General features: G+C 57.8%; 15 protein-coding genes, 1 tRNA gene and 4 pseudogenes. 11 read left to right on the forward strand and 9 right to left on the reverse strand.

Going from position 1 to position 20,786, the window contains the following annotated elements; translation table 11 throughout:
* Positions 1–294: 294 nt before the first annotated feature.
* The 7 genes and pseudogenes from ASC97_RS09240 (at position 295) to ASC97_RS09265 (ending at position 8,205) form a co-directional block, all read left to right on the forward strand.
* Positions 295–1,857, forward strand: a complete 1,563-nt coding sequence (locus ASC97_RS09240) for an EAL domain-containing protein (protein WP_057468055.1) — start codon at positions 295–297, stop codon at positions 1,855–1,857.
* 1,952 nt (positions 1,858–3,809) lie between these two features.
* Complete coding sequence (locus tag ASC97_RS09250; protein WP_057468057.1) at positions 3,810–4,052, forward strand: hypothetical protein; 243 nt, start codon at positions 3,810–3,812, stop codon at positions 4,050–4,052.
* Positions 4,053–4,159: 107 nt separating this feature from the next.
* Complete coding sequence (locus ASC97_RS09255) at positions 4,160–4,405, forward strand: hypothetical protein (protein ID WP_057468058.1); 246 nt, start codon at positions 4,160–4,162, stop codon at positions 4,403–4,405.
* 333 nt (positions 4,406–4,738) lie between these two features.
* On the forward strand, positions 4,739–5,062 hold the full coding sequence (locus tag ASC97_RS35910; RefSeq protein WP_274534147.1) for a hypothetical protein: 324 nt from the start codon (positions 4,739–4,741) through the stop codon (positions 5,060–5,062).
* Positions 5,046–5,519 (forward strand): annotated as a pseudogene (locus ASC97_RS35915) (hypothetical protein). The gene ASC97_RS35910 and the pseudogene ASC97_RS35915 overlap by 17 nt, the downstream one beginning before the upstream one ends.
* A gap of 281 nt (positions 5,520–5,800) precedes the next feature.
* Positions 5,801–6,079: pseudogene (locus tag ASC97_RS35155) on the forward strand (hypothetical protein); the annotation flags it as partial.
* Between the two features lie 245 nt (positions 6,080–6,324).
* Positions 6,325–8,205: a glycerophosphodiester phosphodiesterase family protein gene (locus ASC97_RS09265; RefSeq protein ID WP_057468059.1), complete on the forward strand. Its 1,881-nt coding sequence runs from the start codon at positions 6,325–6,327 to the stop codon at positions 8,203–8,205.
* A gap of 507 nt (positions 8,206–8,712) precedes the next feature.
* Here ASC97_RS09265 and ASC97_RS09270 read toward each other — a convergent pair.
* The 5 genes from ASC97_RS09270 to ASC97_RS09290 all read right to left on the reverse strand — a co-directional run bounded on the left by ASC97_RS09270 (position 8,713) and on the right by ASC97_RS09290 (position 16,460).
* Entirely contained in the window at positions 8,713–10,650 is a 1,938-nt protein-coding gene (locus ASC97_RS09270) for an elongation factor G (protein ID WP_057468060.1), read from the reverse strand.
* Positions 10,651–11,053: 403 nt separating this feature from the next.
* Positions 11,054–13,456 carry an arylsulfatase gene (locus ASC97_RS09275; RefSeq protein WP_057468061.1) on the reverse strand — a complete coding sequence of 801 codons (2,403 nt, stop codon included), beginning with the start codon at positions 13,454–13,456 and terminating at the stop codon, positions 11,054–11,056.
* A 378-nt stretch (positions 13,457–13,834) separates the two neighbouring features.
* Positions 13,835–14,893, reverse strand: a complete 1,059-nt coding sequence (locus ASC97_RS09280; protein WP_244481431.1) for a terminase large subunit domain-containing protein — start codon at positions 14,891–14,893, stop codon at positions 13,835–13,837.
* A 618-nt stretch (positions 14,894–15,511) separates the two neighbouring features.
* Entirely contained in the window at positions 15,512–15,976 is a 465-nt protein-coding gene (locus ASC97_RS09285; RefSeq protein ID WP_057468062.1) for a hypothetical protein, read from the reverse strand.
* A gap of 409 nt (positions 15,977–16,385) precedes the next feature.
* Positions 16,386–16,460 (reverse strand) — tRNA-Met (locus tag ASC97_RS09290).
* A gap of 117 nt (positions 16,461–16,577) precedes the next feature.
* On the opposite strand from ASC97_RS09290, the gene ASC97_RS34605 reads away from it, so the two are divergent.
* Positions 16,578–16,739 (forward strand): hypothetical protein, encoded by a 162-nt coding sequence (locus ASC97_RS34605; RefSeq protein WP_200959448.1) that lies wholly within the window; start codon positions 16,578–16,580, stop codon positions 16,737–16,739.
* A 50-nt stretch (positions 16,740–16,789) separates the two neighbouring features.
* Here the strand turns inward: ASC97_RS34605 and ASC97_RS32750 are convergent.
* Positions 16,790–17,008: pseudogene (locus ASC97_RS32750) on the reverse strand (DUF982 domain-containing protein); the annotation flags it as partial.
* A 270-nt stretch (positions 17,009–17,278) separates the two neighbouring features.
* Here ASC97_RS32750 and ASC97_RS32755 point away from each other — a divergent pair.
* A complete protein-coding gene (locus ASC97_RS32755) occupies positions 17,279–17,470 on the forward strand; it encodes a hypothetical protein (protein WP_082529933.1) in 192 nt (63 codons plus the stop codon).
* A gap of 539 nt (positions 17,471–18,009) precedes the next feature.
* Positions 18,010–18,264, forward strand: a complete 255-nt coding sequence (locus ASC97_RS09300; RefSeq protein ID WP_057468064.1) for a CrpP-related protein — start codon at positions 18,010–18,012, stop codon at positions 18,262–18,264.
* 184 nt (positions 18,265–18,448) lie between these two features.
* Here ASC97_RS09300 and ASC97_RS09305 read toward each other — a convergent pair.
* Positions 18,449–19,424: pseudogene (locus tag ASC97_RS09305) on the reverse strand (LysR family transcriptional regulator).
* A gap of 100 nt (positions 19,425–19,524) precedes the next feature.
* Between ASC97_RS09305 and ASC97_RS32760 the strand changes: the two are divergent.
* Entirely contained in the window at positions 19,525–19,785 is a 261-nt protein-coding gene (locus tag ASC97_RS32760; protein ID WP_082529934.1) for a helix-turn-helix domain-containing protein, read from the forward strand.
* Between the two features lie 90 nt (positions 19,786–19,875).
* Here the strand turns inward: ASC97_RS32760 and ASC97_RS09315 are convergent, their stop codons facing one another.
* Positions 19,876–20,247, reverse strand: a complete 372-nt coding sequence (locus ASC97_RS09315) for a nuclear transport factor 2 family protein (RefSeq protein WP_057468066.1) — start codon at positions 20,245–20,247, stop codon at positions 19,876–19,878.
* A 191-nt stretch (positions 20,248–20,438) separates the two neighbouring features.
* Positions 20,439–20,657, reverse strand: coding sequence for a hypothetical protein (locus tag ASC97_RS09320; RefSeq protein WP_057468067.1), 219 nt, complete (start codon positions 20,655–20,657; stop codon positions 20,439–20,441).
* Positions 20,658–20,786 lie beyond the last annotated feature (129 nt).

A 20,786-nucleotide genomic window follows, 5' to 3' on the forward strand; every position in this document is an offset into this window, starting at 1 on the left:
TCGCGGAAGAAAATCCTGCCCCACTCTTCCACAAACAGAAGGATGAGGTGCAGCAGTACCTCGTCCACTAGCAGACCACCAAGTTTCCTCTGGACGAACCTGCCCTAGTCAAGCGATGCGAGCCCGTTCGCGGACCCAGGAGGAGTGCATGTCACCCAGGCGGCCTCCGACGGGTGGACGCAACCGCCGTCAAACCCCGACGGCCGCTCGTCGAACAGAGCAACTTATGCTAGAAACGAACGTTCATGTGTCAGCCTGGTTCCCAACGACCTTGGAGGCATCAACTTGAAGAGCATGGAGCGCGCCGTTCGCCTTCTTGATAGATATGCAATCCTGGTCTGCTTGTTCGCCGGCTTGTTGGCAGGTGCGCTTGGCGTGGCCGGAGCACGAACTATCACTCTTGCGTCGGCCAGTGCCGACCTTGACCGATATGCGACCACTCTCCGGGCGCGGGCCGAGGCCATCAACGGAGAGACCGAGAACGCGCTTGCCGCAGCCAACCTCGTCAAAGGAATCGCTTGCGGATCGAGTGACCTCGGTCATTTGAGAAAAATTGCCTTTAATGCACGGTATATCAAAGATGTAGGAAGGATAACTGACGGAAAGCTCGGATGCTCAAGCCTGCTCGGCATCCTCTCTCCACCATTCGCGATACCGCCACCGGATCTCACTACCGGGGACGGCTACCAACTCTGGCTCCAGGCAGGCATGCTGCTCACAGACAAACGTGCTCTGGCGGTGAGGACGAGAAACGCGGGCGTGATGATGGATCCTTCAGCGTATCTCGATCTGGTCCAACAGCCATTTCGCTATTCTGTTGCCCTCGTCAATTCCCAAAGTGGGCGTGTTCTGCGGTCGTGGGGCGAACGCCTTGTCGGTGACAGCGTTTTAATAGCCCGCAAGGACGTTTCGGTGGATACCGGAGACGACCTCATGCGTATCACCTGTTCCAAGGACCTCTTCATCTGCACGGTCGCGGCTTTAAGCCGGGGCGAAGCTATGGCCGAACACTCGGTATTCATCTATGGCTTCGGTGCACTCGGCTTCCTTCTCGGCGGACTTTTGAGCTGGATCGGCTTCCTGCTCCACCGTAGGCCGAAGCCACTGACGGCGCGGCTCAAACACGCTTTGCAGTCGAATCAATTGACACTGGTCTTTCAACCGATTGTCGACCTGCGCTCCGGTCGTATGGTTTCTGCCGAAGCGCTGGTCCGATGGGTCGATCATGAAGGTCACGCCATACCTCCCGATGTCTTCGTGTCCGCCGCAGAGGAGAACGGAACTGCCGGCGAGATTACCGCGTACGTCGTCCGGCACGTGGTCCATATCGCGGGACCGCTGCTGCGAGACCATCGTGAATTGGTCATCACGGTGAACATCGTTGCCGCCGACTTGAGCGATCCAAACTTTTACGCAGTTCTTGAGCAGACCTTCGACGCTTCGGGTATCGCCAGGGAACAGATTGGCCTCGAACTGACCGAGCGATCAGTCGCCCGGCCGGATATCGCTGTGTCGGCGATCGCCAGGCTGCGCGCATTGGGCCATCCGGTGTATCTTGATGATTTTGGCACAGGCTACTCAAGCCTGGCGTATCTCCAGGACTTGAACGTCGACGTCATCAAGCTGGATAGGGCGTTCACTAACAGCGTTGGTACGGGTTCCGTAACGGTGTCGATAGTGCCGCAGATTTTGGAAATGGCAACCGCACTCGGGCTTCGGGTTGTCGTCGAGGGTATCGAAACCGATACCCAATATTCCTATTTTGCTTCCGCGCCTAATCACTGCCATGGACAGGGCTGGGTAATTTCCCGGCCGCTCTCATATGACAGGCTCGTCTCTTTCAAAGCTGAGCACTAGTCTAGTCGCTCAACGCCCCCCACGAACGGGCGTCCATCGACAATCGTGCCAGAACGCGCCAAGAGTATGCGTAATCGGGCGGCCCCACAAGGGCGAGCTCCCGCTACAATCTTGGCGTTGCCGAGATGAAGGGAGACAACGATGTTCTCTGCTGCTTTGCGCGACGCGGTTTCCGCGCCTCAAAGCCGATCAGGCTCAGCGCTAGCGTTTGTACAGATATGCAGCATCCCGTTCCATGCGCAGCGAAGCCTGAGACGGTGGCGCTCCACGGATCTGTATTCTGTCGGCTGTCTTACCCATCGTTATGACAGCCATCCGTTGAAGTCTTGAGAGGCCGTGCTTTTCCAGTCCCAGTTCGGCTCTTATAGGTTCTGGGACGAGATCCACCGCAGCTCGCACCCTTGCAGAAGGCGCGGGCGTCAGTCGCTCGACCATCGCCGATCTTGAAGGCGATAAGCGGGAGCCTTACGAATCGTCGCTATTTGTGATCATGAACGAGCTAGCCAGCGCCGATATCAACTTTACTGAAACGGGCGTCGGGTTTCGGGAATGGCCACCAAGCCCGTATGTGCCTACCGGCATGCGGCAGAACCTGCCGAAGCCGGCGCCAGCGAAGATCGGCGATCGGGACAAGGTCAAACTGCCGCCGCTCCGTCGTCGAGAATCATAGAAAAACCGCCGGCATTCGCACCGACACCGAAAAATCGTCTCTAATTGTGGAACTAACTAACGGCCCGTTCGTTTATCTATTGCAACGCCCAAGAGCTGTTGTACCAAGGCTGCGAGAGCAGCCAAAAGGCCCGGTGTAGGTTCCCTCCGCACCGGGCTTTTCTTCGGCGACTAGTCGCTTTAAGCAGTTTCCCGTCATGGCAAATAATCCCCACAACGAACCCACCGGGCCGACATACACCGATCGAAGTATTTCGGGCAGTCATGAAACGAAAACGCTCGTGACCTCACTCTTAAACCAACGCCCCTTTGGCCCTGAACATAAGGCTTTGGATTTGTTGCTTGCGGATCGAAGGGCCACCGAGAGCGAAGAGACGCCCGCGAATCCGGTCTGAACCCCATTAGCCGCTGCTGCCCGCACTCAGACCTCGGCGTCGCGCGGTGGAAGCGCCTAATCCGTCATTAGTTACCCTCGTACCTTCGAAAACAACTAACCTGGCGTTTTGCGGGCTCCGTGCCACATAATGGTAGAGCCCGACTTCACATGCGCTGTGATAATCGGCGATGGAACTATCATTAGGACATCGGCGACGAGACTCTCCTGTTTCCGTCGCTCGCCGGCGACAGCCCAACCTCGTCGGTCCGACCCGGTGTCGGTACCCCGCACCGGGCTTGTTCTACTTGAACCGGCCAGTTCGATTGCTATGGTATATGATCCCAACAGGGAGCCTGATAAGACCACCCCGTCTTTGGCCCGCCGGGGTGCTATGCGCATTTGGATTGTACTTTCGGTGGCTGTTCTCTTCGCAGCGTTAGCATGGATCGGCCCAACCACGCCGAAGGGCGAGCGCCTGCCGGCTGCTTTGGAGACGAGCGAGCCGCGTTAGAAGGGGGAGTCGCTATCTCTCCACCGGTGTGTATAGCCTGCGCCTCGTTCGCTCCGCCGCGCCCCAGAAGTAGGCTTCCAGAATCAAGGAGCCGTTCACTCTGCTCTTCTTCCACTTAGCTAAATCTTCGACGTCTTGCCCCTGCCCCACATCGGCCGACTCGGTCGAACGCCGCCCAGTTGACACGCTAAGTATGCCAAAAAACGAAAAAGCCCCGCTCGAAGGCGGGGCGGATCGTGATAAAATCTTGGGAGGCATTATGGCTCATATGGTTAATCGTTATAGCTTGTGTCAGGCTGTGGGTCTTGGCAGGTCGGCCCGACCGATTTAATTGGTGAATTTTATTTGCCCTCCGCGCTCGGTAGCCAGCGAACCGCGGACGGTGTAAAGTCCCGCATGGCCCTAGATCCACTCAAAGCCCTCTCCGACTACGGTGAAGCGAAATGCACCGTGCAGCTCTGGGTTACCGACGCTCCTGCAGTCGACTTCAACTCGTTGAAAGCCGCTGTCCGCTATGCAAAAGAACAGGGCGGGCGATGGCAGGAGATCGAAATCACCGTGCATCTGCCCAGAGAAGACATCGTCTATGCGACGGAAAAGGTGCACCGGTTGATCGACGCATTACGAGATCGCCGCTAGAAACAGATTGACGCACTCGACGAAGGCAAGAGGCCGGCGCCTTTATTCGGCATGGAACCAGTTCGGCTCAGAGCGGTTTTCTCCTTGGATAAAAACGGAGATAAGTTATGGCCAAGGACGATCTGAACGCAGGCTTCACCGGCACGCCCACTGAACAACCGACTGGGTTGAGAAAGGTTGCCAAAACTGCCACGGACGCGGTGGTACGTGAGTCGGGGGCGGTTGCCGCTGGCGCCGCAGATCACCCGCATACAGCTACGACCATTGCTCTGACGATCGGTGCAGTGGCGTTTGGTCTGGGCTACCTCATGGGCCGTGCGGCTGGCGCCAACGACTATCGGTATTGGCGCTAGGGTTTGGGAATTTTGGCCTAGGAGAGGAAAATGAAAATCGTATCCGATTTTGCTATCGCCTGTGCCGCACCATTAAGGGCGCCGGGCGCGACACGGCAAATACCGTAAACGCCACGCAGAATGCGGGCAACCGCGTGGGCAACTCAATGGGCCACTAAGTCCAACAAGGCCCAGGCACCAATAAAAACACAACAACCTCCGGCTGGTGAGGACGACCGGGATACCGTGTGGAGCGCGCGCCGCGGTGAGTGGCGGGTGGTGGTGGCGATCGTTGCGTTTCCAGCTAGGGTAGGTGAGCCAGTCGGAGCGCGGCACCGCGACGTTGAAGGAGCCTTGGCCAAAATACACGCTGTAGACCCTGGTGCCCCCGCTGAAGCCCGCGAAACAAGTAAGAAGGAAAAGTCGTGGGACTACGACAAGGAAATCAAGAACCTTCGGGTCGAGTTGGCACACCTGCAGGCCTGGGTGAAGAAATCGGGGGCGAGGATCGTGATCGTCTTCGAGGGGCGCGACGCCGCGGGCAACGGTGGAATGATCAAACGAATTACAGAGAAAGTGAGCCCACGGGTGTTTCGTGTGGCTGCGCTGCCCGCGCCGACCGACCGTGAAAAGTCGCAAATCTACGTGTTACCTTGCCCACATGCCTGCCGCCGGTGAAATCGTAATCTTCGATCGCAGTTGGTATAATCGTCCCGGCGTCGACCGTGTCATGGGGTTTTGTAGTGAAAAAAAGTCCAGAGATTTCTGGAGGTTACTCCAGGTTTTGAGGCGGCAATCGTGGAGAGCGGAATTATCCTGCTGAAGTATTTTCTCACGGTCAGAGGAAGAACAGGAACGTCGTTTCAAGCGGCGTATCGAAGACCCCGTGAGGCAGTGGAAATTGAGCCCCATTGAGGTCGAGTCCTATCGCAAATGGTGGGACTACACGCGTGCCTATGACGAGATGCTTCGCAGGACCGAGCACGAGCAGGCACCTTGGCGGATCGTTCCATCGGACGACAAGAAGCGCGCGCGTATCAACTGCATTTCCCACATACTCAAAACCATCCCCTACGCGTCAAATTCGACGAACCAGATCTCGGCAAGCGCCAGAAGCGACCGTCCGACTATCTAGAAGATACAAGAATCAGGCATGTTGTCCCCGATCTAACAAGCTAGACGTCAGGCGCCCTCCGTCGCCTCCATTCTATAGCTGCGGGCACAGGAGAACTCGGGGCGGCTGACATCGTCCTTGGTTCACCCAGAGGACGGAGCGACAGGGGCGCCGACTGATCGACGCCGACCCGCTGAACAAGGTGGCTTGAATTGTTAGTTGGAGATGTTCGCCCAATGCCGACCCTTCCCATCGTAACCAGCCTGAGAGAATACCGGGCAGAATGGCTCCGCTACGATCTAATGCAGGCAGGCGGGCTCATTCCGTCCTGCCAGAGACTTCGAAGACAGCATTCAAAGCGACGGCATCGGCCAGCGCGGCGACGGCATCGCAGATCTTCCGATCATTCCTCGTGAGATCGAGGATATCCTGACGATCACGGCATCAGAGCGGAAGCGCTGGCTCGAGGATGGTCGCCTGCCCAGCGCCGGAACGCGAACGGGGAGGCTGCAAGGGCGGGCAAGGAAGATCACCTTTCACGTATTTGCCCCCGAGTCGTCGAAGATCTGCTCGACCGTGGCGACCCGCTTCTGGTCACGCGAACGTACAGATACAGGTGATTTGGATGCATTTGATCGCCCGCCCTTCTGCAGTCAGCTCCTATTTCCAGTGAGAACCGTAGAAACGGGCTCTCACTGGAAATAGGAGCTGAATCAAGTATAGCGTCGCCGTTTTGATAGACGGTGCATTTTGGGCTAATACGATCCACCCTGCCGGTCTTTTAGAACGGTTGTTGAGACGCCAAGCAGTCAACGGAGGCGGACGCATGCGAGAGGCAACGGCCAAACCGATGGTGGGACTATCGAAGGTCGCGGCGCATTTCCGCGTCGCGTTCGCCTACCGCATGCCATTCATCGCCACGCATCTCGCAGTCCGACTGGTCACGTCCGCGCTACTCATGCCATTGATCGGACTGCTTCTCGGCATCGTGGTCGCATTTTCCGGCCGCAGCGCCATGACCGATCAGGACATCGCCCGGCTGCTGCTGACGCCTTTCGGCGCTCTAGCGGCCGCGGCCGCCCTCAGCCTCGGCATCGCCGCCGCGGCGCTGGACGTCACGTTAATGATGTACACGCTGGCGGTTCGAGAGCGGCATGCCTTTCCCGCGATCCGGCGGGGGCTTGGCTTCGTCGTTCCGCGTTTTCCACGCCTGGTGCGCTTCGGCCTGGGGCTTCTCCTGCGCGTCCTCGCCATTGCCCTGCCCTTCGGCCTGGCGATGGCTGCCACCGCTTATTGGCTACTGCGCGACTACGACATCAACTACTACCTCACCTATCATCCACCACAGGCCTTGTTCGCCGCCGCCATCATCGCAGTCTTGGCGACGCTGATGGGCCTGGTCATGCTGTCATTTCTGACCCGCTGGGGCTTCGCCCTGCAACTCGTCGTGGGGCTGGGCGTGGCGCCAAGGACCGCCTTCAAAGAGAGTGCCGCGCTGCTGCAAGGGCGGACGTTGAGCCTGTTGTGGCAGATCGTCGTCCTGATCACATTCCGATTTGGCATGGCCGCTGCCCTCGCCGCGCTATTTGGGGCCATGATCGGTGGAGTTCCTTCGCTTCTGGGCGACAGTCTACGGCCGATAGCTGCGATGACTTTCTTCCTGCTGCTGGTCTGGTGGCTGATGAATACCGCCGTATCGGCGCTCGCGAACGGCGCCCTTGCGCGGCTCCTGCTGACGGAGTTCTCGGAGGCGTCTGGGCAGGAAGGTCTCCCCTTGACCGCGACGGCCGATGCCGGCTCTGGCCGCCGAATGCCACTCTGGGCAATTCTTGTATCGGCGGGGGCCTGCGTCGCAGCGGGACTGTTCGTGACGGAGGCTTTGCTCGCGCGAATGAGTTCGCCACGAACGGTCGAGATCATCGCCCATCGTGGTGCGGCAGGCGCACGGCCTGAAAACACCATGGCGGCCGTTCTCAAGGCGATCGATGACGGCGCCGACTGGGTGGAGATCGACGTGCAGGAGACCGCGGATGGCGAAGTCGTCGTCGCCCATGACAGCGATTTCATGAAGTCGGCGGGTGTCGACCTGAAGATTTGGAACGCGACGATGAGCGATATCGCCGGCATCGACATCGGTAGCTCGTTCGACCCCGCCTATGCGGCAGAACGGACGCCCACTTTGCGCGACGTGCTCACGGCCGCGCGCGGAAGGTCGAAGGTGATGATCGAACTGAAGTACTACGGGCACAATGTTGACCTGGAGAACAAGGTCGCCCGGATCGTCGAAGAGACGGGAATGACCGACAATATCTCCGTGATGTCGCTCAAATTGCCGATAGTCGAGAGAATGCAGGAACTGCGGCCGCGATGGCGTACCGGGATTCTGGCTGCCAGAGCTATCGGTGACCTTTCTAAGCTCGACGCCGACTTCATTGCGGTGAACACAGGACAGGCCTCGGTCGGTCTGGTCAAGCGGAGCGCCGCGGAAGGAAAGAAGCTCTACGTCTGGACGGTCGACGAGCCTGTGAAGATGTCGCGGATGATCTCGATAGGAGTGGACGGGCTTATCACCAACCAGCCCGCGTTGGCGAGACAGGTGATGGAGCAGCGAAATACTCTGTCCTTGCCCGAGCGCCTGCTTTTGTGGGTGGCCGACAGCTTCGGGATCGGCGGTTTCCGTCTCGTTGGAAACGAGCAGGACGCCTGAGCGATCCGAGCATCAAGGCATCGACCCTTTTTTGAACAGTCATCCTTTCTCGGACCAATGCAGGCCCGGAGGCGATCGAACAACCGTCCGCGAAGGGGCGGCGTGAGACGGGCATCTCCTTTGCGCCCTCCTGTCGGTCGATGGCCGCCATGGGCCCGATACCGTTATGGCAGGATCGCGCGCCAACAGGAGACATTGACCGGGTCGCTCGATTTGGGGCAGATCGGTAATCATTGCCCGACCTGAATGGAAGCGAACCACAGCTTTTGGGCACATAACATAATTACGCGAGGTACGGGCGGACGCTTCATCGGAACAGAGCGCCTGCTTATCTCTTGCATCAATCTGCCTGCACCCTGAGTGCGTTATCGACAATGGGGAATTTGGCGGTCGCCGTTTGGCGTTTGCAATCCGAAACGGGCTTCGTAAGTCCGCTTGGGCCCGAGCGCGGACATTCCCGGCTCGGCTTTTTTGTCATCGTTCATTCCCTCGTTATACTGGTGCGCATTACCTAATCCTAGCGAGATACTCCGCGCGGTTAAATGGAGAGAGCGACGAGCGGGACCGACTGGGAGGTGCCCCGCTTAGCGGTGCATGATGGTCAAACGAAGTTTCCATGACACCCGCACCGCCGGTAAGCCCCGGGAGTTGATGGCGGACGCTTTGAACATGAATCGATGCAATCATGCCTTGGAGTCGGGCAACGGCGTCCTCTATCACCGTTTCGGATATAGAGGCACCACATTTGGCAAGCAGGGTGATCAGTAAGGGAAGCGTCGTCGCTGGAACCTGCAGCCGAAAATGCTCTACGGGTTCGCAAACGATCACCTCAGCCCGGGAAAGTGCCTCAGCCAGAACCAAGGGCGTCAATCCTCGGAAATCTGCTGCCGTCGTGGCCGGCGAGCTCTGCCCAACGGCCGTCAGCACAACGTGGCAGTCGACGACCTGCCATCCATAAAAACCAGCCTTCAGGGCCTCTAATACAGTCTCCTCGATTGCTCGATAGAAACTAATCGGCATCTGCCCGACATCCGCTTCCAGCGTGTAGGCATTGCCGGAGCCCGGAGATCGAGGCTCAACCCGCAGACCCACCGTCGCAAGAAATGGATTAGGGGATTTGAACATGGTTTCCAGCGCGGTCGCCGATCCAGTCGGGCGCTCGACATGAATGACGGTGCTTTCCTCAAAATCCGCATCTACACCGAAATCGGCGAGCAGCGTCGCCTGGATTATCTCCTTCTGAACCTCCCCGTAGAGGGACAGATAGATTTCATTCGCATCGTTGGTCGTGCGCAGGTTGATAAGCGGGTCCTGTTCCGAAAGCTGCTGCAAGGCGAGCCACAGTGCACCTCTGTCAGACCGCCGCCGTGCCACGACATGTGTTTCTAACGTGGGAGGAGCGAACTGCCGCGTAAACGCTTTTTTGCCGCCTGCCCCGACTTCGTCGCCGATCCTGACGCCTGAGAGCCCGCCTACCTTTGCGACTTCCCCTGCGGCGGCGTGGTCACATCTGCGCAATCCCGTCTCGCCGAATACCTGAAGGCTTGTGACCTTGGCGGGTCCGGTCGGCAGTTCGATAAGATCGCGAGCGCCTATCGTCCCGGCCTCCACATTAATGTACGCGATTTTTTCACCGCCCCAGCCACGCTCTATTTTGAAAACACTGCCCCGCAGATCGGCCGAGGTGTCCGGGACGCGGCTGGGCAAAAGGTTGACTACCCCTTTGATGAGTTCCGGAACACCAAGACCCGTCATTGCGACTCCTCCGTAGGCTGGATGCACAAGGTCGCCACGAACCTGTGTCGCGATGGCGCTTCGAAATCTCTTTGCGGTCAATCGTTCGGGAGCCAGGACATAGTCATCGAGAAACGTTTCGTCGCCGATGGCAAGCACCTCGCAAAGGCGGGAGAGGTTTTGATCCGTCTCCATGTCGACAGGCTCGACATAGGCTTGACGACTGCCGATATTGTCGATGGTCGACATGGCAAGTGGCCGGACCACCAATTCCCTCGCCATATCGGAGAGCACTTCCTCATAACGCGCACCGGCACGATCCATCTTGTTGACGAAAAACAGGAAAGGAATGCCAAGTCGCTGAAGCACACGGACAAGGACACGCGTCTGCGCTTGCACTCCTTCCACGGCCGAAACAACGACAATCGCCGCGTCGAGCAGCCGTAATACCCGTTCCACCTCGGCGATAAAATCAGGGTGACCGGGGGTATCGATCAGATTGACGCGAAGGTCGCCGATACGAAAAGCAGCGACAGCGGCAGCGATGGTGATCCCGCGCTGCCGTTCCAATTCCAGACTATCTGTCTGGGTGTTTCCGCCATCCACGCTTCCCAGCTTGTCGATGGCACCGGTTTCGAAGAGGAGTCGTTCAGTGAGGCTGGTCTTGCCTGCATCCACATGGGCCAGAATGCCCAGATTCATAACGCGCATATCTAATCATCTTCTCAAAATTTACGATCTGAATTTTTTGAGAAGTGACTCGGCGCATTGGGACCTCCAAATGAACGTCTATCGAAGCCGCGTCTGAAGTTCAGGCGGGCGAGTGGTGTTGTAATAACAGCAGGACAGGATCGTCAAGGGCCGATTGCCACTACAACTTAGGGCAACTTCGCGCTAACACCGGACATTTCCGCAGCGCGCCGGAAGAAGAGCGTCCTAACGACATGCCGCCCGCCAAACTGCGATCCCACAGCCGCCTATCGCTGCGAGACGAGGATTTGTGAGCCGCGCCGCCGTTGCTGTTGTGTATTGGGCTATGGCTTCCATTCAGACGGTCAGTGCCCCGTCGCGAGGCACTGAAGACGGGCTTTCGTGACTCCCGCACAGGGGTCGCCTATAACTGCGGCGGTCCAACCTTGACCGTTACCTTGTCGAGCGTCCCGGTGAAGCGGAAGGGCACCTGATAGTCCTCGTCGTCGACAGATGTGCGGGTATCAAGGCCGACATCGAATGACTCGTCGATTGTCACCAGGAACGGGATCGTATGAGGGATCGACCGCTCCGCGACCTTGGAGCCGTCAACACTTAGCACGCCTCTACCGCCCTTCCCAAAACCGGGGCCGTCATAGGTGAAATCGAAGGCGACGGTGTGTTTGCCGGGCGTCAGTGGCTGCTCGCCCGCCCAACGGAAGCGTTCAAGCGCCAGAAGGTTGTAAGTAAAGACAGGCTTTCCCTTAATCAGGTACAGGCCATAGCCACCAAAGCGGCCGCCCAGAGTGGCAAGCATACCCTCCCCACCGCCTTCTGATACCTCGATGTCTGCGCTGACCGTGTAGGATCGGCTGAGTGGGCTAGCCGCCGAAGCCGCCGCCAAACCGGACAGCTCGCCGGAATACACGAATTCATTGCGACCAGCAGTCGCACTCGGCCGCGGCGCAAGCAGACGTGCGGCGACGGAGTTGTCCAGCGGCAAGACCTGATACTTTGCTGCCTCGACAAGGAAGAGTTGCTGCATGTCGCGCAGCTTGTCCGGTTCCTTGGCGGCGAGATCGTTGAACTGGGAGTAGTCCTCCGTGAGGTTATAGAGTTCCCAGTTGTAGCCGTCGATCACGTCTGGCAGTTTACCGAGCCCCATCAGCCATGGCCCCGCCGGTGGCGTGGTAGAGGCGATCCAGCCGTCGTGGTAGATTGCACGATTGCCGAACATCTCGAAATACTGAGTCTTGCGCGCTGAGGGCATATCCTTTGCGCCCTTTGTCCACGTATAAGCCATGCTCACGCCTTCGATCGGCTTCTGCGCGATTCCATTCACCATCCGCGGTGCTTCGATTCCGGTCGCTTCAAGGATTGTCGGTACGATATCGATCACGTGGTGGAACTGGCTGCGGATGCCCCCCTTGTCGGTGATGTGACCGGGCCAGGACATCGCCATACCCTGTCGTGTGCCCCCAAAATGGGATGCGATCTGCTTGGTCCACTTGAACGGCGTATCGAAGGCCCACGACCAGGCAACCGACATATGAGGCTGGGTCGTCGGATCGCCCCAGGCGTCATAGTATTTCAATTGGTCGGCGACCGGCATGTTGATGCCTTGGATGGCTGCGAGGTCAAAAGCTGTGCCTATGGTCGATCCCTCGGCGCTGGTTCCGTTGTCCCCCTCGATGTAGATGATGAGAGTGTTGTCGAGCTTGCCCTGCTTGCGGACCTCATCGATCACCCGACCGATCTCGTTGTCCGCATAGGCCACATAGGCGGCGAAGACCTCGGCCTGTCGCGCGAACATCTTTTTCTCGTCCGGCGTCAGCGTATCCCATTGCGGCAGGTCATCCGGCCAAGGGGTGAGCTGGGTATTCTCGGGTATCACTCCAAGCCGCTTCTGATTGGCGAAGATCTGGTCGCGCATGGTGTTCCAGCCCATGTCGAACTTGCCCTTGAACTTGTCGATCCATTCCTTCGTCGGCTGATGCGGGGCGTGGGTAGCGCCCGGAACATAGTACATAAAGAACGGCTTCTCCGGTGTCGCGGCGTTGACCTCGCGCAGATAGGTGATCGCGTCATCGGCCATGCCGGTGATCATGTTGTAGTTGGGATTTTCATTCCACGGAAAGATTTGGCTGTGATTGCGGAACAACCACGGCGTCCATTGATCGGATTCGCCGCCCATGAATCCGTAGAAATAATCGAAGCCCATCCCCGAGGGCCACTGGTCGAAGGGTCCAGAGGTGGAAATCGCGTATGTGGGAGTGTTGTGGTTTTTGCCTATCCATGAGGTGGCGTAACCGTGTTCCTTGAGGATCGTGCCAATGGTGCCGTTGTTCGGCCCGATGATTGAATCGTATCCCGGAAACCCGGTGGACTGTTCGGCGATTACCCCGAAGCCCGCCGAATGATGATTGCGACCGGTAATCAGCGCTGCGCGCGTCGGCGAGCAGAGTGCGGTGGAGTGGAACTGGGTAAACCGCAGCCCGTCGGTCGCGATCCTGTCGAGCGTTGGTGTAGGAATGACGCCGCCAAAGGTACCGGAGACGCCGTAGCCCGCATCGTCTGTCATGATCAGCAGTACGTTCGGAGCGCCCTTGGGCGGCACCACAGTCGGTGGCCACCAAGGCGTGGAGTCCTTTGCGTCCAAATTGATGGTACCCCCGAAGGCCGGTGGCGTTGCTGGCAGCGACTGCCCGTCGATGGTGGAGGTTGCGCTCGGTGAACCGGCGGCCCCGGTGACTACCTGTTGAGCGGAGACGGGAAGGCATGAAAAACAACTGGCGGCGAGCATTGCTAGATAAATGCGCGTTTTCATCGTTGATTGCTCCCTGTTAGAACCCTCGGCACCGGAAGCGAGCGATCGCTTCCGCTCTAACGCTTGCGCATTTGCACCAGCGGCGGCCTATCCTATCACGCGATTGCAGATAAGGTCAGATCGCCGTTCGCGAAGAGCCGGAGACATGGATGCAAAGCCCTGCCCGAACTGCTCGAATACAGCGTCATCGCCTTCCAGTTGCTCTTCCGTGAACCCGACCTTCGACAGCCATGGCTTGAGGTGCCGCCAGTTCCACCGGTCAAACGCGATCTTGCGATATCCAACCGCCCGAAAAGTTCGAACAGATGATGCGCAACGAACTCGTATTCGACGGTCGGCCCAGGCGTCGTCTCTAGGTGTCCGCTCTTGGGCCAGACGTCATATGGAACGCGGTCGGCCTTCGCCTTTGTCGCGCAGCGCGTCACCGGGCAACCAAAACGTCGGCCGCACATGCCCGATGGTCCCGGCATCGGTTTCCTTCGGTGCCATGAGCACCAGAGAAGTCAAGTCGGACACTTCGGAAAGGTCCAGCCCACCGAAGACAGGCAGCCCATCGGAATCGTCAACTGAACCGTCGCAAGCACGCCAAATCGCCGGCGCAACAAACGGTGCGGAGGCATCGATACGCTGATTGAGGAACAGCCAGCGAAAGCTAGCCTCCTTGCTCGGCACACGACTGGCGAGCGCTGAGAAGTCCTCGACGTCCTTGATGGAGCGGAAGCCGCCCAGCGCCGGGTTCGCAGCGGCCCACGCCTTCCGATCGTCTAGTGCACAGTCGGCGGGAGCGGTGTAAATGTGGCTGACAATGCGGGGATCTTTCGACGTCTCAGCGTCGTCAATCCAGCGGAAGAAGAGATCATTATCGGTAGCCGCCTGCGTGGAGATGGCAAAAAGCATAGCCTTACCATCATAGGCACCCTGCGACGTTTCGATCGCTTCAACGAAGTCATCCGTGGGGCCTTTAATCTGCCCGACTTCGTCCAGGATCGCCAGGATAGGCGAGCCCCCATGCGCGCTTTTTGCTTCTGCTGAACTCGCTTGATACTCGACATTTTTTGCCAGTCCGACAATCATTTTTGCCGACGGCACGATACGCGCGAGCTTGGATAGCTCTGGTGACATCATCACCATTTTGGCGGCGTAGTTGAATACCTCGGCTGCCTGCTTGCGAGAGCGCGCACCCAATACGATGCGGCCATTCTGATAAGCTTCCGGCCCGACAATATGAGCGAGGAGCAAGCAAGCTATGAGGCCAGTCTTACCATTCTTGCGGGCGATCGATAGGTGCGCCCGAGACGTGCGGGCAGGATTGTCATAGACGGCCTTAATGAAGCGTTTCTGGAAGTCCAGAAGCTCTACCGGTTTGCCGAGAAGTGTCCCTTCTGGCACAAGACAAAATTTTTGGATGAGGGCGACGACCCGCTCCCCGCGAGTCATTCAGCTACAGGAGGCTTAGCCGACTGTTTTTCTTTGCGTTGTTGTCCACTGCCCACATCGGCCTCAGCTTCGAAAGCTGGTTGAGCGCATCGTCTTCAGACTTAGCCGAGCTGGCGGGGATGATGTGGTCAATCTGCCACTGGTTCATGTTATGCCACCCCATTTCCCCCAGCGAACTGGCGTTCCAAGTGCCGCACAATTAACCAAGTCGCTCGAACGTGCTGGAGGTCTTTATGGCGCCGACCTGGCGGATGGCATGTCGATGAAGTCGGCTCAGACGAGCCTGCATCGCTAGGCGAGGTTCTGTCTTTCGCCGCTGTCTCTGAAGAACTCTGTTCGCCATCAAGCGACGATTTCGTTCATCTTCCGGAATAGCCTTGGCCGCTTGCGTTTTGGCCGCAGTTTCCCTTTGCAGGCATCCGTCCGACCTGGTTTGGTGTGGCCGGGTGGTGGAGGTGACCTCTCCACAGTCGCATTTGGCTTCCATATGCCGTGACGGTGCTCATTCACGCCAAGATACTTCGTGAAAAGGAGCCTTCCGTTTCGATCACCGGTACGATCTTTGAACCTGTGACTAACGCCGGTGTTCGCATCAATTCCGCTTGGCATACGTTCTCCTCAGCCCGGTCGCGCCAGCAAAACGACCTCTAGGGGATTGTCTCCCTCGATGCCCTTTGCGGCCGCACTCCTCTTAGCGGCATCCCTAGCCTCGCCCGTTTGCGCGCGTGCCTGTAGGGAGAGCGATCGGCGAAAGGACAGAATTGAGCTGGCGTGCATCTGCACGATTGATTTTCGCGGGTTCGCCGCTGGCGTTCCCTTGTCGGAATAAGCGATGCCGCCTTCCGTCCGCAACAGCGATTGTTCGCGCACCAGATCAGCCATCGTCCTGGCGAGCATCGCAGCGAGCTCAAGCTGGTGAGCGGACCACTCTGACCTAGCGAACTCTGTGATCACATTCCGGAAGAACGGGCCGTCCTCATCATCGGGTGGAACGTTTTCAGGCGGCAGGATCTCGGTAGTGGCTTTTGCCATGACGCGCACGGCTTCCGCAGCGCTGTCGATGCGCGCCTTTCGCTTGGCCATGGTTGGTCCTCATAGGAAAAACGGTAATAGCGCTAAAAACGCTCGACCCCGACGCCGGCACCCAGGCCGACGGTCGCCGACTTTCGACCACCCCCCTGCCTAGCCAAGCTCGATCGGATATCCATCGAGACCGTAGGTCACGACGTTCCTGCCGTTCTCGATCATCTGCTTCGCGCTGTCATGGTGATGCTTGCACAACGACTGGAGGTTCGAAGATCGTAGAATAGCCCGACATCGCCCTTGTGAGTCTTGATGTGGTCGACGACCTCGGCAGCCGTGACGTCCTCGGTGATCAGGCAGAACCGGCACAGCGGCTCAATGCTTAACTGATAGTCGCGACGGGTACGTCACCTGGCTGTCTTGTACATTGAACGGTACGCATCAGCCTCGGCCGAGCGATACCGTGATCTGGTTGCAGAGGTGGGAGTTGAACCCACTCCCTGATGGTTATGAGCCATCCGAGATACCGTTTCTCTACTCTGCGTGAAGGAGCTGCGGTGGGCTGTTGCACTGCACTGTGCGAATACCCACATATGGATAGACGGTTTAGGCGCGCCCTATTGGCGCCCGTGCCTTGCCGCAATCCCAAGGAGAAAATGTCATGACCGATCCACAAGACGCGTCTGCGTCCGCGAAGCCGTATGACGCCAAGACGCTGGCGAAGAAGCATCGCATCGACATCGAAGAAGCGGCGAAGATCATTGCCGAGCACGGTGCCGATCGAAAGGCTGCCGATAAGGCAGCACGCCGCATCGCTGCGTAAGAAATTATAAAGACGCTTGGAACTTTCTCGATCTCGACGAGCAAGCCGGCTTTTTTTGTGAACCGTTCAAAGTTCTCGCGAACTGCCTCGAGTGGGAATGAGCCGTTGGCCGCTCTACGGCAGGCGCCGTACAGTGTGTGGTACGCCAAATCCCGATGCTCCTCCGGCCATTCGTCCAGAAAATCAAAAACGTCTTCAAGGCAGGCGATTTCTTCGATGAAATGTCTACCCCGCACATATGCGGCGCGGTCAAAAAATGAAGGAGCCATATTCCACCTCCGTACTTGGCCGTTGACAGGCTAAAATTACGAAAGCAGGTGCTAATATTCAAGGCGAAAAATGGGATGCGCCGCAGCAATTCGAAAACGAAAGCGGTTGCTCGACCTCGCATCGCGAGGGAGCAGCCGCATGATCGCCTGTCGGGGAGGAGGCGCGCCAGGCAACCCAAAATAATTCACGGATCACGTCTTATTTTATTGGGCCCTAATTTAGACTTTAGTATCATTCGTGCACGGGCAACTAAATGGGAGTTAAGTAACATGACTGAACGCGTTGACTACGAGCGCGCTAAGGCTGCGGCCGCCACTAAAGTCTGGTCCGTGACAGCCTTCTGCCAGCGCCACCGTCTCGACAATGACGAGGAGAGGCGCCTGAAGCTTCTCTTTGGTGAATTCGCTACAGCATGCGAATTACTTCACAACGCTCAGCGGAGTCCTCGCTGGCATCATTAAGGCGCTTCCAGTCTCCGTAGGTGAGCCGCAGCGTGCTCGTTTCCACGCAGAACTGAGCCTTCTCCGATTGAGGGCTCACAGAGTGTATCAGTTTTTCCATCTCATGGTGCAGCGGTAATATTCGCTCTGAACCCGGATTGAACGGAGGTGGGCCAGCCGGGACAAAAATGGAAAGAAAAAAAGGGCCAACGGTGAACCGTGGCCCATAAATTGTGAAGGTCATAAACCTCCAGAGGGGAACAGCTGCTGCGGCGGACTGGGAGGAGATACCGCCATATGCATCAGCTGTGTGCGTTATGATTGTTTTTTGACCAATTGGAAAACATTTTTTGTGCAATGCAGCTATGCGCCCACCGCTCGAGTCGTGGGCCTTGGATTGGGCGCTGGTACCAGCAGCTCCAGCGATACCCGTATCGAAGGCGGGGTCATGTCATCAAATACAGACCTCCTCCCCAAGTTGCCGCTTACACAAGCTATTCAATTAGCAGCACCTTGCAAAGCAACTTCCGAATGATAGCTTGGCTTTCGGGGGGTGTACTTTGACAATTGAAGAACTAATCGATTTGCAGGAAGCAGGCTCCCGAGCGCGGATACTCGGACTTCCATTGCGAGAAAATCCATATCTGAAGGCAGATCGAAAACCGGTCAACGAGACCTGTGCCTTGGAGGATTGGATGGCCCGTCATGACGCATGGAATTTTGGCTGGCAAGCCGAAGACGCCAGCCGCGATGGAAAGACCGGTAGCTTTGTTTCAGGGTTGATCCGCTCCAACGAGCGCCGCGCAATCGGGTAGCTTGACGCCCCTACAGCCTGTTAGAATTGGCATCGCAGGCATGCCATTCCATCTGATAACCGTATTCGAGCCCGCGTGACCTTGTCGGTGTGGGGTGGAGAGGGGCCGCTGAAGATTAAGCACTTGGGTAATTTCACGCTCTTTCTATGTCTACCCAGATGGTACCCGCCACCTACCCGCGACCTCACCGCCCCGGCCGCGCTAGCGATTTTGCAATATCGATGATGTCGTCGCGCGATGCGGTTGGATCGTCTTTACTCCAGGCAACACCAAGCCCGATCCGGAAGTCGATCCCCCTCACCTTCTTCAGCTCAAACGCCCGGTTGGGCAGATCGAGTGTCCATTCCGGCGCAAAGCCGATCCCCAGCCCGGCCGAGACCAGTGACACCAGCGAATAGGTGTCGTCGCAGCTGTAGGCGATATTCGCCGTCAGATCGTATTCCTCGAACTTCTCATTGAAGTAGCGTTCTGTGAACGACAGGTTCTGCCTGTTGAAGGCGATGATCTTCTGGTCGCGCAGATCATCGATGGTGATCTCCTCGCGGCTCGCCAGCGGATTGGAATGGGCCACTGCCAGATGGTAGCGCTCATGGGCAATCGAGCAGAACCGGAGGCACCCGATGTTTTCCACCGGACGGATGAAGCCGAGATTGATCTGGCCGCTCTCCAGGCTGCGAATGATGTCACCGGTGTTGCCGGAGGAGATATGGATGCGGACATCGGGAAACTTGCGGGCGATCTTTGCCAGGAACGTCGGCAGCATGCCCATGGTGGCGGGATAGACGGTGCCGATGGATGCGGACATCGGGAAACTTGCGGGCGATCTTTGCCAGGAACGTCGGCAGCATGCCCATGGTGGCGGGATAGACGGTGCCGATGCGGATCTGGCGGATGCGGCTGCCGCCGGCAGCCCGGGTCAGCTCGGTGGTCAGATCGACGTCGCTCAAGATCCTGACGCAGCGCTCGTAGAAGGTCTCCCCTGCCCTTGTCAGTTCCACTTTCCGGGTCGAGCGGATGAAGAGCGCGCAACCGAGCTCCTTCTCAAGCGCAATCACATGGTTGCTCAGCGCCGGCTGGGCGATCCTCATCTTCGTTGCCGCCCTGCCGAAGTGCAGTTCCTCGGCCACCGCCTTGAAGTAGGAGAGTTGGCGCAGTTCCATGAGTCCGTTCCGTCCACAACAAAGAAGTATGGGCGACACTACCTTTATTCGTATATAATAGCCAGTTATTTAATTTGTAACAGAATGATCAGGTGCGCAAATGACGCCCCGTGATCTACTTTCTTGGAATGTGAAAAAACTTCGGGTTCGCAGAGGCCTCTCACAAGAACGCCTTGCGCTCGAGGCCGGATTGGAGCGTGTCTCAATTTCTCAGCTTGAGCGAAAGCAGGTGAACTTGGGAGTCGACTCGCTGGGAAAGATTGCTTCGGTATTGCAATGCAAGGTTTTCGAATTGTTGCTTGAACCGGCGGACAATGAGCCGCAGCCGGAGAATTTGCGCCGTGGTCGCCCAACAAAGTAGATGCCTAGGCACCAAATACCCGTTCGCTCCCCTCATATTGCGCGCCTTCTTGGGCATTGCTTGTCTCGACGATGACGCGGTTTTGCCCAATTATTGAACCAGATGTGCGCGCGAGGGTGCCGGGTCAAACCGATCCGAGAAATATTGCGTTTCCTTGGCCACGAGCCCTTCGCGAAATTCCATGATGCTCACAACGTACGACGGCTTGGCGTCGTAAGTGAGGACGAATTCGCTGACCCAGAGATCGCCGCTGCCGACAATTCGCCGGACGGTAAAGCGCTTTCTGTTTGGCTGGAGGAATCGGCTCTCCTGAATGTTCTGTCGACCGCGAATCCGCTCGCCCGATTGGGGATAGTCCAAGGTTGCATCGACGCGATAGATTTCATGTTCGACCTCGAAGTCGCCCGCGTCGGAAGCGTCCCAATGTCGCTTCAGCAAAAGGCGCACAGCATGATCCTGCATCTCAATCTCCGATGGCGTTCCGGTTGCCGCTGAACGGCACCTGATGTCTCGGTTTGCGGTGTCTTCCCAACCGGAAAGGGCCGACAATGGAAAGATTGGGTGAATAATCGCCACGTGTCCATTGTGCCATGGTGGTTGTCCAGCTTGCCCCTGCTCTCGCCCGGTGCTCTGGAAACGGTGACGCCCGCAGGTCACTCGCTCTCGATGCCTGCCATCAGCCCGTCAAAAACCTCAATCATTGCGTCGGCAATTGCTTGCCCCAGCGCATTGCCCGCCTCGCCTATTGCCTTTTCGTCCATGTCACGTGCCGCCATCGCAAGGGCGGTTCCTTCCTGGGAGACGATTTCACGCGCGCGTTCGACAGCCCATTGAGCGAAGTCAGCGCGATTGTCGATGGTGACGGTTTCCATGATCGTTGTTCCTTCGAGTTCGAAACTGAAGGTGCGTCATAGCGCTTTGCATCGAACTATCGAAGTGCGAAAACATGGCATTCCGGAGAAAAAATCGGCTGATCGGCCCAATGCGCTCCGCCATTGGTC

Source organism: Rhizobium sp. Root1203 (assembly GCF_001424945.1).
In the GTDB taxonomy this organism is placed as follows: domain Bacteria; phylum Pseudomonadota; class Alphaproteobacteria; order Rhizobiales; family Rhizobiaceae; genus Rhizobium.